The sequence below is a fragment of the Methanocalculus sp. genome (assembly GCF_029762515.1).
Classification (GTDB): Archaea; Halobacteriota; Methanomicrobia; order Methanomicrobiales; family Methanocorpusculaceae; genus Methanocalculus.
Genome location: NZ_JARVGN010000004.1, coordinates 1 through 16,142 on the forward strand (window position 1 = coordinate 1; position 16,142 = coordinate 16,142).

At 48.1% G+C, this 16,142-nt stretch carries 9 protein-coding genes and 1 CRISPR repeat array; of the genes, 1 reads left to right on the plus strand and 8 read right to left on the minus strand.

The features are described from left to right. The first annotated feature begins 39 nt into the window (after positions 1-39). Positions 40-4,880: direct repeats of the CRISPR family, unit length 37 nt; unit sequence GTTTCAATCCCTATCGGGTTTTCTAAGTTCTTGCGAC. A gap of 166 nt (positions 4,881-5,046) precedes the next feature. Genes cas2 through cas6 form a run of 8 tightly spaced genes read right to left on the minus strand, consistent with a single transcriptional unit; the run spans position 5,047 to position 14,829 of the window. Further along, a complete protein-coding gene (cas2, locus tag QCH34_RS00340; protein WP_300328166.1) occupies positions 5,047-5,313 on the minus strand; it encodes a CRISPR-associated endonuclease Cas2 in 267 nt (88 codons plus the stop codon). Between the two features lie 5 nt (positions 5,314-5,318). Beyond that, positions 5,319-6,356 (minus strand): type I-D CRISPR-associated endonuclease Cas1d, encoded by a 1,038-nt coding sequence (gene cas1d, locus QCH34_RS00345; RefSeq protein ID WP_300328169.1) that lies wholly within the window; start codon positions 6,354-6,356, stop codon positions 5,319-5,321. Positions 6,357-6,360: 4 nt separating this feature from the next. Next, the gene (cas4, locus tag QCH34_RS00350) at positions 6,361-6,915 is read right to left on the minus strand and encodes a CRISPR-associated protein Cas4 (protein WP_300328172.1); all 555 of its coding nucleotides are present in this window, start codon (positions 6,913-6,915) and stop codon (positions 6,361-6,363) included. Beyond that, a complete protein-coding gene (gene cas3, locus QCH34_RS00355; protein ID WP_300328175.1) occupies positions 6,912-8,981 on the minus strand; it encodes a type I-D CRISPR-associated helicase Cas3' in 2,070 nt (689 codons plus the stop codon). Before cas3 ends, cas4 begins: the two co-directional genes overlap by 4 nt. Continuing rightward, positions 8,978-9,724 (minus strand): type I-D CRISPR-associated protein Cas5/Csc1, encoded by a 747-nt coding sequence (gene cas5d / locus QCH34_RS00360; RefSeq protein WP_300328178.1) that lies wholly within the window; start codon positions 9,722-9,724, stop codon positions 8,978-8,980. Before cas5d ends, cas3 begins: the two co-directional genes overlap by 4 nt. Positions 9,725-9,735: 11 nt before the next feature. Further along, the gene (gene cas7d, locus QCH34_RS00365; protein WP_300328181.1) at positions 9,736-10,725 is read right to left on the minus strand and encodes a type I-D CRISPR-associated protein Cas7/Csc2; all 990 of its coding nucleotides are present in this window, start codon (positions 10,723-10,725) and stop codon (positions 9,736-9,738) included. Between the two features lie 2 nt (positions 10,726-10,727). Beyond that, positions 10,728-14,018, minus strand: a complete 3,291-nt coding sequence (gene cas10d, locus QCH34_RS00370; RefSeq protein ID WP_300328185.1) for a type I-D CRISPR-associated protein Cas10d/Csc3 — start codon at positions 14,016-14,018, stop codon at positions 10,728-10,730. Beyond that, positions 13,972-14,829: a CRISPR system precrRNA processing endoribonuclease RAMP protein Cas6 gene (gene cas6 / locus QCH34_RS00375; RefSeq protein ID WP_300328189.1), complete on the minus strand. Its 858-nt coding sequence runs from the start codon at positions 14,827-14,829 to the stop codon at positions 13,972-13,974. The genes cas10d and cas6 overlap by 47 nt, the downstream gene beginning before the upstream one ends. 131 nt (positions 14,830-14,960) lie before the next feature. Between cas6 and csa3 the strand changes: the two genes are divergently transcribed. Continuing rightward, positions 14,961-15,614, plus strand: a complete 654-nt coding sequence (gene csa3 / locus QCH34_RS00380) for a CRISPR-associated CARF protein Csa3 (protein ID WP_300328193.1) — start codon at positions 14,961-14,963, stop codon at positions 15,612-15,614. The last annotated feature ends 528 nt before the right edge of the window (positions 15,615-16,142 follow it).

The window sequence follows — 16,142 nt, forward strand, 5'->3', positions numbered from 1 at the left end:
CCCCTCTTTGACAATGCGATCCATTAACCTCAATATAGGGTTTCAATCCCTATCGGGTTTTCTAAGTTCTTGCGACCCCTCTTTGACAATGCGATCCATTAACCTCAATATAGGGTTTCAATCCCTATCGGGTTTTCTAAGTTCTTGCGACCCCTCTTTGACAATGCGATCCATTAACCTCAATATAGGGTTTCAATCCCTATCGGGTTTTCTAAGTTCTTGCGACCGGCACGCCAGGGCGTTCCTGTGGGGCGGCCTCAAGGTTTCAATCCCTATCGGGTTTTCTAAGTTCTTGCGACGCCCGACGAAATATTTGGCAATCACCCGATCACCCGGTTTCAATCCCTATCGGGTTTTCTAAGTTCTTGCGACAGGGAAGTCATAATCGGTACCACTCATTCCATCAGCCGTTTCAATCCCTATCGGGTTTTCTAAGTTCTTGCGACCTGATTTAATGTCGTCATTTAGATCACCTGTACCCTGCGTTTCAATCCCTATCGGGTTTTCTAAGTTCTTGCGACCCCGCCCCTTCCGCTGAAACAGCGCCGATTGCGGGTGTTTCAATCCCTATCGGGTTTTCTAAGTTCTTGCGACCCCTTCTGCAGTTTATCCAAACAGCCCTTACACAAGTTTCAATCCCTATCGGGTTTTCTAAGTTCTTGCGACTCAATACCCTGCGCATGCTCGTCTGGGCGGGTATCCGGGTTTCAATCCCTATCGGGTTTTCTAAGTTCTTGCGACGGAGGCTCCCGGGACGGTGAACAGGATCATGATCATGTTTCAATCCCTATCGGGTTTTCTAAGTTCTTGCGACCGAGGTGTCGACAGGAGAGGAGAGCGATGCTGCCCCAAGTTTCAATCCCTATCGGGTTTTCTAAGTTCTTGCGACGAGAGAATCATGGACGGCCTCGGCCACCCGCTCGAGTTTCAATCCCTATCGGGTTTTCTAAGTTCTTGCGACATCCTGCATCTTCGGCGGATAGTTGCACGAAAACGCATGGTTTCAATCCCTATCGGGTTTTCTAAGTTCTTGCGACCCCCGGAAATGGTGGAGGATCCGATAATGGTATTGTTTCAATCCCTATCGGGTTTTCTAATTTCTTGCGACGATAATAAAATAAGTGGAGACGACGACGCACGGAAAGGTTTCAATCCCTATCGGGTTTTCTAAGTTCTTGCGACCTCCTCTATTCCTCTTCAAAAGGTCAAAGAACGTAACGTTTCAATCCCTATCGGGTTTTCTAAGTTCTTGCGACCCATCATGCAGGAGACCGGGGAGTTTAAGGAGGTCGTTGTTTCAATCCCTATCGGGTTTTCTAAGTTCTTGCGACAATGATTGAACCTCCCCCGGACGGTCCGGATCACCTTGTTTCAATCCCTATCGGGTTTTCTAAGTTCTTGCGACTCTCCTGCGGGCGGCATCTCGGAACTTTGGCTCTACGTTTCAATCCCTATCGGGTTTTCTAAGTTCTTGCGACCGGGTAGCGACCAGCATGGACGGGGTATTTGGCGGGCGTTTCAATCCCTATCGGGTTTTCTAAGTTCTTGCGACCCTCCATGCTCTCCACACGGAACAGCGGCAAATATCTGTTTCAATCCCTATCGGGTTTTCTAAGTTCTTGCGACAAGACCGGAGATGTTGACTGTCACTGGATGGTAAATGAGGTTTCAATCCCTATCGGGTTTTCTAAGTTCTTGCGACTCTCAAAGAAAGTCGCGATGAAGCCGATCAGGATCACGTTTCAATCCCTATCGGGTTTTCTAAGTTCTTGCGACCGAGGACGGCAGCGGGATCGTGCTGCTGGACCTCGAGTTTCAATCCCTATCGGGTTTTCTAAGTTCTTGCGACTCCCCGACTACGGCGAGCACACCGTCTCGCTCACGTTTCAATCCCTATCGGGTTTTCTAAGTTCTTGCGACAGGCGCAGAAACGCCGGGCGCTTAACTACTACCACAGTTTCAATCCCTATCGGGTTTTCTAAGTTCTTGCGACGTTGCCGACCCCCTGGGTCCCGAGCTCCTCGACCTTGTTTCAATCCCTATCGGGTTTTCTAAGTTCTTGCGACGATGGCTTGAGCGGGCGCTTGTTTGGCGATCGCTTTTTGGTTTCAATCCCTATCGGGTTTTCTAAGTTCTTGCGACGGCTACGGGATCTACGTCCACGAGCGCCAGGATCTCGTTTCAATCCCTATCGGGTTTTCTAAGTTCTTGCGACACGCGAACCGAGAAGACGAAGCGGATCCTCCCGGACGTGTTTCAATCCCTATCGGGTTTTCTAAGTTCTTGCGACGTCAGGGAGGTGGCCGATTCCGCCCGGCCGAACAAGTTTCAATCCCTATCGGGTTTTCTAAGTTCTTGCGACTCGTGAAAGCCCCCAGCGTTCCGGCCTCGAATCCGGTGATGTTTCAATCCCTATCGGGTTTTCTAAGTTCTTGCGACCCCGCTGCCGCTGCCTCCTCGGGCGGGGGCGATATCCGTGTGTTTCAATCCCTATCGGGTTTTCTAAGTTCTTGCGACCTCGCCGATATGTGCGATCCACCGCTCGTCCGCCGTTTCAATCCCTATCGGGTTTTCTAAGTTCTTGCGACGTCACAGGAAGGGTTGCAATCGGGGTTGCAGGGTCTGGGGTTTCAATCCCTATCGGGTTTTCTAAGTTCTTGCGACCAGGAACGATACGGCGGGCAGCTGCAAGAGATATACGTTTCAATCCCTATCGGGTTTTCTAAGTTCTTGCGACCTGCGAAATGTGCAGCACCTCAGTCGGCATCCAGGGCGTTTCAATCCCTATCGGGTTTTCTAAGTTCTTGCGACACCGAAGTAACCACAATGAGCTGATACATATGGCACGAGTTTCAATCCCTATCGGGTTTTCTAAGTTCTTGCGACAGCTCAGGGCGTCCGGGCGTGTGGAAGGCCCCCACGTTTCAATCCCTATCGGGTTTTCTAAGTTCTTGCGACCTCGGAAAACTCACCGTCAAAGACGTGATGAAAAGGTTTCAATCCCTATCGGGTTTTCTAAGTTCTTGCGACGTCGGTAATGTCTATATGGGAGGATTCGCAGGATCTACTGTTTCAATCCCTATCGGGTTTTCTAAGTTCTTGCGACATTGATTACGGCGTCGGTTGCGTGGTCTTTGGTGGTGTTTCAATCCCTATCGGGTTTTCTAAGTTCTTGCGACCAAACATACGTGCCCCATATGCAAAAGTTTTGTTTGGTTTCAATCCCTATCGGGTTTTCTAAGTTCTTGCGACACGGCGAGAAGGTGCAGAAAGCCGTTTTTAACTACTGGTTTCAATCCCTATCGGGTTTTCTAAGTTCTTGCGACCATAGGTGCTGGAGTTGTCGGCGATCCCGCATACGTGGGTTTCAATCCCTATCGGGTTTTCTAAGTTCTTGCGACCCAGCGCCAACAGCGTGATCAACAACGGCATGCTCGGGTTTCAATCCCTATCGGGTTTTCTAAGTTCTTGCGACTTCGGAGCGTTCAATGTCTCCAGCGACACCGCAGACGTGTTTCAATCCCTATCGGGTTTTCTAAGTTCTTGCGACCATCAATTGTGCCGCTGGCAGAGCACCGGAGTATCTGTTTCAATCCCTATCGGGTTTTCTAAGTTCTTGCGACTCGTGTTCTACCCGACCGCCTACGGTGCGATCCTCGGAGTTTCAATCCCTATCGGGTTTTCTAAGTTCTTGCGACTCCTGCACGTCCTCGACGACGGCCACCACGACCCGGTTTCAATCCCTATCGGGTTTTCTAAGTTCTTGCGACCGGTGGACCTGTTACCAACAGATCGACCATATGGGCATGTTTCAATCCCTATCGGGTTTTCTAAGTTCTTGCGACTTTAAAAATCCGTTGTCGTCGTCCTTGTACACCGCGTTTCAATCCCTATCGGGTTTTCTAAGTTCTTGCGACGATGGCCTCGAGGCAGCAATGGGCCTCAAAGCATTCAAGTTTCAATCCCTATCGGGTTTTCTAAGTTCTTGCGACTCCCTCGATAATGTGGCGATCATTCACCCCGAAATGCGTTTCAATCCCTATCGGGTTTTCTAAGTTCTTGCGACTTTTTCCCATTCTTCCCCGTCCCCCACGGAATAAAGAAGTTTCAATCCCTATCGGGTTTTCTAAGTTCTTGCGACCCTATCGACCGTGCAATGCTGCTCAATATCGCCACGGAGTTTCAATCCCTATCGGGTTTTCTAAGTTCTTGCGACGCACCGAGCACAATAGTATTGTTTCGCCATTGTCATGTTTCAATCCCTATCGGGTTTTCTAAGTTCTTGCGACCATCGCCCTGATCGGGCAGACCAAGGCCGACGTGCGGGAGTTTCAATCCCTATCGGGTTTTCTAAGTTCTTGCGACGCATTCTCGGGGGCACCTGATGACGACCGTGTACGTGGTTTCAATCCCTATCGGGTTTTCTAAGTTCTTGCGACACGTTCTGACAAACTCACCCCTTATCGAACTCGGCGTTTCAATCCCTATCGGGTTTTCTAAGTTCTTGCGACGTCAAGGAGCTCAGCGAGCCGACCGCATTCGTATTTGTTTCAATCCCTATCGGGTTTTCTAAGTTCTTGCGACTCAAGTATTATCTCTCAAGCCAGCACGGGAACACCTAGTTTCAATCCCTATCGGGTTTTCTAAGTTCTTGCGACACGCCTATTTTGTGCCGGAAATACATTCGGACGCCGTCGTTTCAATCCCTATCGGGTTTTCTAAGTTCTTGCGACTTTGAGGCCATAGACGCGGCTATAGGTGTCCTTCGGAGTTTCAATCCCTATCGGGTTTTCTAAGTTCTTGCGACCCCTGTATCATCATGGCGAGTTCGAGCGGGATCCCCGTTTCAATCCCTATCGGGTTTTCTAAGTTCTTGCGACTGCCCCCTATTTTCGGTCTAATCGCGGGTTTAGAGGAGGGAACGTCGTAAATTTTTACATCAAAATCATGACCGTCTGCTGTACCTGGATATGATAAAGGGTCATGAATTTCTATGCAAACAGAATCTATCTGGTTTATGTGGTATCACGTTTTTGATCAATGATCTCAGACAACATTTGAAACATTTTCCGGAGAGCGTTCCCCGATCTCTAGAATCTTTTCGACGCATCTCTGGCACAATTCGTAGAAGCGGACTTTGTCGTGTTCTTCGATGACGCTTTGGATCTTTACTTTCATCTGCACCAGCTGTACGTCAGTGAGCTCAAGCTCGAAGACGCTGTACTGCTTCCAGGCTCCATAACTTTCGAGGATGCGGAATACCCTTCGCCGAACCTTGTCTTTTGAGATGTCATATGTTACCACGATCCGCATAACCATCACCTTGTAAAGACCAGGGGGTGGTACTGCTTCATCTCGCCCGTAATTGCTTTTCGAAGAAGGATTGCCTGCATGATCACCGACCGACGTTTTGTTACAGCGTACTTGAATTTCGGGTGATTGAACGTCTCCTTCATGTAATCATCGTACAACGAGAGATATTTCTTAAGAGCATGATCCTTGAGTCGGTTATCCGATCCAAAATCATCATGATCGAGGATTCGCTGGTTCACCAGTCGCAGGGCGAATGCATCGCAGAATATCGGCCTGAACTCTTCTAATAGATCGAGAGCAAGCGCCGGCCTCCCGTGTCGGTCGGTGTGCATCACCCCAATATAAGGATCGAGATTATACTGCCGAAGCCCACTCATGACCTCGTTCTTCATCATCGCATACGTCAGCGATAAAAGGGAGTTGAGGTGGTCTTTTGGTGGTCGGCGAGTGCGTTTTTCAAATATCCATCCCTCGATTAAGCACTCATTCAGATGCGCAAAGTAAATGCTGGCTGCTTCACCCTCAACTCCCCGAAGTTGGTTCATTCCTGCTGCACCCAGAACCTCAAATTCAAGCTCCTTCAACCTTTTTGGAGGTTTTATTTTCTTTCTGGCGAGCAGCGTTCTTGAATTCCGTATCTTCGCCCCGACGATCACTTTAGAGATTGCCAGTGCTCTCTCGGCATTGAGCGCTGCTTGGTGCCTGCGGATTTCTGCAATGGTGTTGTGGTCGGGGGAGAACGAACCGACATACTTTCCATACCGTGTGAAGTAGTTCACCACCATTCCATGTCTATTGCATTTTGAAAGGAATGGCGTCGAAACGGAAACATTTCCGAAGATATTTACGGTGTTGATCTTCTCCAGCGGAAATGAACTCAACACCTCGCCGCTTTCTCCATATTTTACGACAAGCCGCCCGCCGTCAATGCCAATACGGCTGCCCTGTGCGGCGACATATACCACGTCATCGTCAAACAGTCCTTCTGAGGCTTTGATGATGCGGAAAGCCTCGGCCCCCTGCTCTGCAGCATCGGATGACAATTACTCATGCCTCCTCAAGGATTCTTGCCTCGTACGGCATGCAGTATACCACAACGCTGCACTTGGCGCATTTCCGCGGATTTTCGCAGAACCCGGGAATTGAACCAACACGCATGGCCCTGATCGCATCCACCGTATCCACAACCTTCCTGCGGAGGTGATCGGTAATCTCAATCGGGTGGCGCGTGTTCTTTCCGTAGAGGTATATGTAACCGGTAGCAATCCGCTCGCCGAGGTGCTCTTCCAGCAGCATAGCATATGCTGCCAGCTGGACGAGGTCGTTTTCATAGTATGATGTGCCGCGTTTCCGCTCGACAGGAACGAGCACTCCGTTTTCCTGCTCGATCAGGTCGACCCGACCGTGGAGATGAAGATGTTCTGATTTCAGGTAGAACTCTCGATACCACCCTCCCCGGCGCCCCTGGTAGGAGTGTAGCCCGCGGCCATCAGCAAGGTGGACATTGATCTCCTGAGTCTGGTAGAACATGAGGTAATAAAGGCGACGGGGGCAGTAGAGGTACTGGTTGAGATCAGAGATGTTTACGAGGCACCGGTTCATTCAATTCCTCTTTTTCGGTTGAACTCATACACTGCACAGTCTGCATACAGAGCATCAAGCCCAAGTGCTAGACTCCCATCCTTAAAATTGATGAGCATCGTATAATCATCAAGATCATAGAGACGTTTTGATTGAAATCCTGAGTGAGATACATATCTGCAAAAAATGCCCTTTTTCCGAATTGTCTTTGAAACATCTGTAAGGTCGAGAAGTCGATCGTCCTCACTCCGTTGTCGGATTACAGGATGGATCCCGAACATCATTTCAGGAATACGCAATGTGTCTTCACAGTCCATCTGGTTAGGTCGTGCACCGTCGAGTGATACTCGACGTGGGTTTGGATTCATACCGTAAATGATTGCATACCCAACTATACGGTCGGAAAATCCATCAACTTCCTTCCGTTGGTGATCGGGAATTCGCCCTAGAAATGTCTTTTTATCAACGATCTCCATATCAGCCCACCGGAGAAGGAAGAAAAGGCTGTATGTTCCGATTGTCTCTGAACTGGTCTGATAATATGCCAGGGATAACTCGCTGCCCCGGAAGTTACGTAATTCGTCGATTATGTCAAGATGTGTATCGCTCATCTCTTCAAGAGGTATTAACAGGGTCTTCGCATCGGCAGGTGATACGCCTGCATCGCCCAGATAATGAGCATAGATCAGGTCGCATCTCTGTCTGAGATACTCATACCGTATGTCCGAAGGGAGACCCCCTTTCAAAGGTGGATATGCACGGTGATGTTTCATTAACCTGGCTTCATGAGCACCGATACCGGTTGCTTTGCGATAGATAAATTCAAAAGCCTCAAGGTAGCCGTATCGCCATCGGAAATTGTCAAAAACTCGAGGATCCTGCATTGTCCTGCGCAGGTCACCTTCCAGCTGTTGTCGTGATATGCGCTCTAAACAGGAGAAATGACGAACCGCTTCGTCCGGAGCATAGCAGATGGCCTTGTAATGCACATCAGACTTTGGATTTCGCAGCCTTCCGAACCGTTGCAAAAACTCGCTTACCGTATAGGCCGAGAAAACAAGGCGCTGGATGGCAGAATTACCTTTGAAATCAATTCCAACTTCAACCGCTTTATTACCAACGAGAATATCAAATGACTCGGTTATCGGATCTTTCCGAAATCCACTCACTTCACAGATTTTAAAATGAGTATTGTTCCGCAAAATTTCACTGACGAGTGCTACCTCTATGGCACTATCCAGGATTACAGCTGTCCTGAAGTCCTCTTTGAATGATAAAAAATCATCCAGGTGCTGTATGAAATGTTCTCCTGATCGAAATCGCAGTCCATGAAGGAATTCAAGATCCACTTCGGGCAGGATCAATCTTTCATCGACTACTGGATAATCACAGCGAGCATCCGCCACAATAGGTTGGACACCGATTATATCCCGGATTTTTGCCAGTATCGAATGTTCGGGTGTTGCGGACAAAAAAATAAATTTCTGCATATTCACAGCGTTTGACAGCAGCAAGTCATGCAGAATGAAGAGAATTAGATCTCTCTGTCGAAGATCGTAGAGGTGAAATTCATCGAAAATAACAGTTTTCAAGAAATTTTTCACCGCGGAAGGGAGATAGCCATTGTAGTAGTAACCTTTGAGCGCGTAGACGAAGATATCCGGATTTGTCACCACGATTCCACTACCGGATCGAAACATCGATCGAAGCAGATCTTCCAGAATATCGCCTCGTGTCATCCGGGGCGTTTCAGAACTATCACGCATTATTCCGAGTGTATTTGCTGTCACAAATTCGACTCTCGTCTGTGAACCCAGATGATCGCGCAGCGCGGTTATCGTTCTGAATTGGTCTTCTGCAAGGGCATTCGTCGGGTAGAGCGCTATAACAACACCAAGGTCCCCGAACAGTGCCGGAATCGCCCAGGAATCGGTTTTCCCGGATCCTGTCGGCGCTGTAAGAAAAAGAAAAAAATTGTCGAGATTCTGAATCGTCTCGCGTGCGATTACCTGATGTCCATAGGGGAGAAGAGAATCGAAGAGGGGTTCGGTGTTGTAGCGAGGGATTGACAAACCCTCAACGATCACACCCGATGCCTCCGCAGAAATCTAATACCTGCCGGGAACACAACACCGCTTGTTGGCGTTTTTCCATCAAGTGTCAGGTACTGACCGGTAAATCGACCTCGTTCGATCACATCGAACGGCTGCATCCGACGGAACGAGATATCCCCAACAGGCATCTCGGCGAGATCGTCGACAAGGACCGGATGATTCATAATGAACTCACCTGCAGCTGTGCTGACGGGAATCTCTTTCCACTCAATGAGCGACTTTGAACGCTTCTTCCCAATCCGTATATAGGGTGGCATATCGGGCTCTTTTCCGTCGAATGTAAGTACGTAGAACCGAAAACGTGCCCCGGGCTGAATCTGCTTTCTGGTTCCAATCTTTCCGGTTGGAGAATTCATCTGCTTAGCAGGTCGGTTTGACTGTATGTAGTCGTCACTACGCGCGTTCGCGAGCTCACTTGTATAACGGATATTTCCAATCGGCTGCGCAGGGCTTACGTATAGAGTTGAGGCAATGTCACTGGTATCTTCGACATACGATGGCTTCTGCTTCTTCGCTCGCTTATTCACCGGCTTGTTGACATAATTGCCCCGGGCATATCCAAGTGCGTAGTACAGAGCGGTGTTCAGGATGATCGGCCGCGTCACATAGTTGTTGCCGGGTTCCAGCGAGGCGAAGAAGAGCTCGCTCATGAGTTCGAGAACACCTTCAAATGCGCGAACAGATGCATCTCCACCCGAACCCGGGAATTCAGACATTGCAAACACCTTTAATCAGCCGAAACGTATTCGCCGACTTTTACTAGCTGTGTTTCGAGAATCTCTTTTACGACCGCGTCATCTTTCATTTCGGACAAAACTTTACTGACATAGTCTGTATCGAATTTGTCATGCTTTACCCGCTGCTTCTCCGCAAGGCTCTCATAGACACTGACAGCTGCTTCACACACCATGTCAAGGGAGAGCGTGTCTGCAGTCAGAATCCCTTTGAGTTTCTCTCGATCTGCGGATCCTGCAAGAGCCATTGCAACCCCACGAGTCACTTCGAGGCTCGAGGGCCCTTCACGGTAACCAGCATAGACACCAAGGATGTGATTACGTACCTTGCCAAACCGAGTCCCGGTCGCACCATAACGGGTATTCCGATCTGTGATATTTAGGAAGAAGAGAACTTCCTCCGGAGTAGCATCTTTTAAAGTCACAACACAGGGAAAGAGAGTACCTTCCTTAAAGAAATCAGGCTCCCGGATGCCAGACGTTGGTGACTTTGCATAATTGTCACCGGGTGCATTCTGGAAATACTCTTCAACAATTGTGCTTATCGACCGGATCGAATATGCTTCATCATACATCACGCGCGATGTAATACTGATGCCTTCATCGGATGCTGCACTGCCAAAGAGGGCACAATCCGGGCATCGCTGGCACATTTTTGTAACTTCCATCGAACACCCGTCCCAGACACCTTTTTTCATAACGCTGTTCATCTGTTCGGAGATGAGCGTTCTCTGGAGTGCTTTTGCCACTCTTCGGTCGCTTGCAACCTGCTTTCGCCCGAACAGCTTTCCGACAGTCGCCTCGGTATCACCGATTCGAATTACAGCGGAATTTGCCTCGGTCCCATCTGTGGTAAACCGTGCTGCACTCTGAAGCTCCCTCAGAATCAACACACTCACGTAGTTCTGACGTGGTTTTCTCTCAGGCTTTTCTAGCGTATAGTCTGCAATCTTTTGTTTGAATTCATCAATTTTTGTGGACATAATCAGTTCCCTCCTGACGTGGCCTCTGCTTTTTGTGCCTCAACCTTCTCTTGCTTCTTGGCCTCGATGCTTGCCTTCTCTCGCTCATATGCCGCTCCGCGATACTCAAGCGTGGCTGAATAATAGCCATCACTCAGATCGTTCGCAGCTCGCTTCAGTTTCCCGGGATTTCCATCAAATAATCCGTAGAACACATGATCCACAAATGCTTCTGCAAATCTGTGTGTCCGATCGAATTCGTAGAGTCCCGGAACAAGAGAAAACTGATCTTTTCCGGCACGGCGCATCATCTTCAACAGGCGACCTGAAACTGCATCGATATAATCCTCGCGTGAAAATGAACCGTCACGTTTCGCAAGGATCGCTTTCACAGCTTCACGGAATAACTTTTCAACTCGGTGTGGTTCATATCCTTTTGGAATCCCGACGGTCAGACCAACTTCGGATAACTCATGGATTGTCTTAACTGTCATTGTATCTCCTCCTTTACGGTCAAGCCGTAATGCACGGACGACAAGTCCGGGGTGACTGTCATCAACTCTTCGCTCATTCTCAAAACGATACCCCCTCGCTCGGTTAACAAATGCTCCTAACCTGCCGTTCTTTTCGTATTCTCGCAATATGTCTTTCAGGAAGGAACTTCCCGGAAACATTTGGTTTTTGAGTGATTGCAGGTATTTTGGGAACCTCTTATCCTCCATAGCGATCTCATAGCCCAGCGTAATCACGAGCGATGCGAGCTCGATAACATTGCTCAATCGCGTCAGGGAAACTGTGTCCCCAAAGATTCGTTTCACGGTTGTATGTGGTGCATCGAGTTTTACAATCTCGGAAAACTCATCACCATCACTCATGCAGATCGGATTTTCGCCCACAACAACCCTGCACCCGGTAGCTGCCGCAAGAATCAGCCCAAGGTAGGCTCCGAAAAACCAGTACTCGGTGTCATTCTCCCGTATTTTATTAAAGACAATATCATACGTCGTGTAGAGGCTCTTATACCCTGAACCGGCATAGCGAAGGACATTCTTCCGGCCGGATTCAGCTATGATGTTTTGGATCAGCAACTCATATTGAGGAGCATCCCACGCCAGAACGTCATATGCAATTGCACGGATGTCCGTCTGGCAGTCTCCATTAAACGTGCTTAAAAAGTGCGAGAACACTTGCGTAAGTATTGGTGTGTAAAAGTAGTCTGGTATAAGGCGGAAGTAAATCCGCTTCTCCCCACCCTTGATCCCATGACCGATGTGCCGGAGGCCCATCTCGATCTCTACCGGTACGGAGACGTACAGTGCAGGTTCTGTCCCTCCTAGTGGCAAACGGTTTGAGAACGAATATCCTAGCATGCTCACTCCTTTTGACAGACCCATTCTCTCATTGTCGTAAGGGGTATCATTTGATAAGCGACAGATGCCACCTCCGTTGCAGTATGCAACGAATTTATCGGCTTTATTCTCAAACGCTTGATACAGCATAGTGCCATTGAAATCAAGGTTTTCCGAAATCCATACGAGGATCTTTTCCTTGTAGGGATAGAGCAGCCTAGATTCAAATTCTTCAATCTTCTCCGGTCTGATTCTCCTTACGTAACTCAAAATACGGGACTCTAAATAGTCGATCTTCTCACCCAAAGTGCGGATATCAGCAAACCGAACTCCGTCGATGTCCCGGGTGAGAAGGTCGGAGGCGATAATGTATGAGTAGTTCCAGAACCCACCAACACGGTGATGGTCATCTCCGTTGTGGGTCTGGGCATACGTTGACAACCGCTCTGCAATCGAAAGATCGACGCCGAACATCCGGCAGGTTTCAAGCACAGGATCGCTTGATGGCAATGCGTCGATCTCAATCAGAGGTTCTATGATCTGCATCCTCAACCCGGAGATTGCCCGGGAATAGGAAATGATGTTTGAATTCCACCCAATATCAATGCCAAAATCATCTTTGATGTGTGCACGATACCCGACCTGACTGGTCATGAGACCGGGTCCGTTTATTACCACGGTTCCTGATACTGCTTTGCCATCAATCTCAACGGAATTGGGTACAAGCGTGAATTTGTTCGGTTTACGCTCCTCGTTGTCGCACTGGATTAGTACGTCCCCGATGTTCACTTCATTCCCATCAACCGTAATTGAAGATATGAACGATTGGGGAATATCAACAACGGATACTGGGGGATACTGTGTATCGGGTTCGCTATTTTTTACTTTGAGCACGTGAGAATTACAATCGACTTCAATCGTTGAACCCATCTGCTGATCTCGCATCACAGCTGCGGCTATGAATGCCTTGGCTACGTTCTCCAATCCAGAATAAAAGAAGAAGACCTTTTCAATTTTGTACAGCCCTTTGCTGCCTTGGACATCAATACTCTTCTGGAGTTCCGATGGATTGGAAATGGCAGAGTGTGAAGAATTCAATACCGACCGGAATTTCTGGTATATTGTTTCAAGATCCTCTCTGCTGTCTAGTGAACAGGCCGCATCTGCCTTCCCTAAGTACAAAACTCCCTTTTCGAAAATAAGGAGAGGAAAAAGTCCTCGATCTGATGCCCATTCGGCGATACCCGTGTGGATGAGGTTCGTGAGGATACCGGTAGCCTCTTGAAACGTATGATAGTAAAAGTCGACCGAAGGGTCAATCCTATCGAGCTGTCGTTGCATCGATGTTGTCGCCTGCGGTCGTGCTATACTTGCGAAAGTATCGGCAATGGCAAGCCAGGGGTAGTATAGATGAAATTTTGCAGATAACTCTGTATGGTACCCTATTGTCTTGTGCAGACCGACAGCAACTGACTGGTAGTCATGACTGGAGAGTGCTGGAGCAAATTGTGTTGCACCAAACGCTTCTGCATATCTATAGGCTTCTCGTCGCGATATGTCAAACTGTTCTGTCCATCCTTTCCCGGACAGCTTATGCAAATCGTGAACAGAGAAAAGCGCGATTACTTCCTTCAATTCTTGATCAGAGAGCACTGAATCAGAATCAAGAGAAGCCAGTCCAGTGTTGAGTTCGATGAGAGCCCATATTCCGTTTCTGATGTGGTTGATCATAGATTGATCGACAGGCCCCATCTCAGTGCTCTTGGCAGGGTAGTATGCAACGTGAGACGACCGGATAGCAGGATCCATTATTTCATAGTAGTCTATGAGAACCCTGCGCGGATCCGAGATTTCACCGTGAGCATTTTTCTGAAACCGCTCTTTCAATTCATCGGCAACGAATACACTGGCCGCTGATTTAACATTCATGACCTTTTTCCTCCACATCAACATGAACCTGGCCACATCCCCGGGAAACACTCGAACCCACTCCGCTGAACTCAGAGAAAAACGCAAGAGCAATTACTGCATTCCGAAATGACTGTGGAGCATCTGAAGTAAAGTTATACGCGCATCGTCCGGTAAATCCTTGTTTGAAAATCGGACGAGCGTGACCTCTTGCTTTATCGAAAACGGTACTGACAAGAACACTATGCGTGTCGTACGAACGGGAATTTGGTCTTTCAATCAGGTATCGACCGAGTTCATCTCGATCTACATCCATTCTGTGCCCATCTGGACAAACCTGATTCCACTTTGAAACGATTGAGTTAAATACAGCGATCCTTTGGGGAAACATCTCGGTAACTTTGCTATTCTTAAACTGAATACACGTAGGGGTCCTGAAATCAATCTGTACAGCTGAACTTTTACAGCCCGCCACTCGCTCAAAAAGCTCGTGATATGACACCGTTCTATCCTCGATGTGTTCGACATGTAGAACTCCATTATCCAATGTTATATTACGTTTTTTAAGGAGGATTGGATAGATCATGCTCTGAAAAATCTCTTCCTCCAATGGATGTGTGACTCCGATTCGGATCTTGTATAATTCATCCTGGCTGAGCCGTTTTAAACCTTGTTTACTGGTTTTTAGAAATTTACCAGTCAAGCCACCTATTGAAATTGTATTAATTTGAGAATCGTGGATTTTATTGCTTGTTTCCATATTTATGGATTTAATGAGTGCCAGAAGGGCAGAATAAACTTGATACCCATCACTGTGCGGTACTTCGAACGACGCACCCGGTCTTACTGTGATGCATATCTGACGCACAATAGTAGCTGAGATTTTAATAGAAAAAAATCTTTTGGCCATTTTGAGGGCCTAAATTGCAGAAAAATGCAATCAGAATGTCTAATTTGTCCAGCAATGCATTTATACAGGCTGACGCCAATTTCTCTCAAATGAGGATTTATATCTCTCCGCTGGGCTTTGATACGACGCATCTTGTTTCGCTCCTGTTCAGGCTTGGAATAGAGGGTGGCGATAAGGTGTGCTTGATTCGACCAAAAGATGGGGAAGATGACCGTGCGTTAAGAGCCATCGAAGATGTTCGTGGAATGCTCCGCAAGATCAGCAGCGAAATCCAGCTTGATGTGATACACGTCAATAACCGATCATTTCATGATATGACCGCCACATTACTGGATTTTATCAGGACACTGAATAATAATCAAACATCCGATGGCAAGCTTATTGTCAATCTTTCAGGAGGACCGCGTGAAGTCCTCGTGTCACTCACATTAGCATCGATCGCTTTCTCAGCAAAGATTCACCAGTGTGCAATATTTTCGGATATCAGTAGAGAGCTTGAAACCATTGAACTTCCGCACCTTGGATCACTGCTCGAGGATCGAGCAAAACGAATCTTAGCAGATATTGCTACACATGACCAGACTTCAATGTCTGAAATCGGCAAGCGGTTACAGATATCTGAGAGCACAGTTTCAAGACAGTGCTCAAAGCTTGCCGCGGAAAAATATATCCTTTTCCGGCAGGATGGAAGATACAAAATATTTTCACTCCTCCCAAAAGGAGAAATTGCTCTGAAAATGTAATCTTGAGCAGTTGGATAAGAATACTCCAGATCTTCTTCGAACAAGCCGAATATTGCGTAATTTCCTCACACGTGAGGGGATGTATTGTGATTGAGAAGCCGGCCGGATGATATGGTCCCCCCTCTCCGTTTCTCCCATGTCGCCGCGGATCAACCTTGTGATTTCAATGAGGTCGGCAGGCAAGCGACCAGTCCTGAGCGATGCGGTCGTCTCTGTATCGAGTGTCAGGTAGGTTTGGTATCATTGGAAGACCTATGAGCTCTATTTTTGAGAAAAGACGGGTTAATAACATGTCTTTCCCTCTGACGACTAATCCGTACTCTTTTGAGGTATTTTTGAAAACCGTCTTGCCCGGGACCGGTTTGTACCCGTGCACGTTCGGCGACCCCGAACGTCGTGATGATGGGCCTCTCGCAGCGTCCGGCGGGAATTTGTCCAGGTAAAGATCCGAGGCCTCCTGAGGGTGGCCCCCGCCTCTTCCACAGTTCAGCCCTCCACCGCTCTGCCCGGGCCGACGGTGTCGATTTC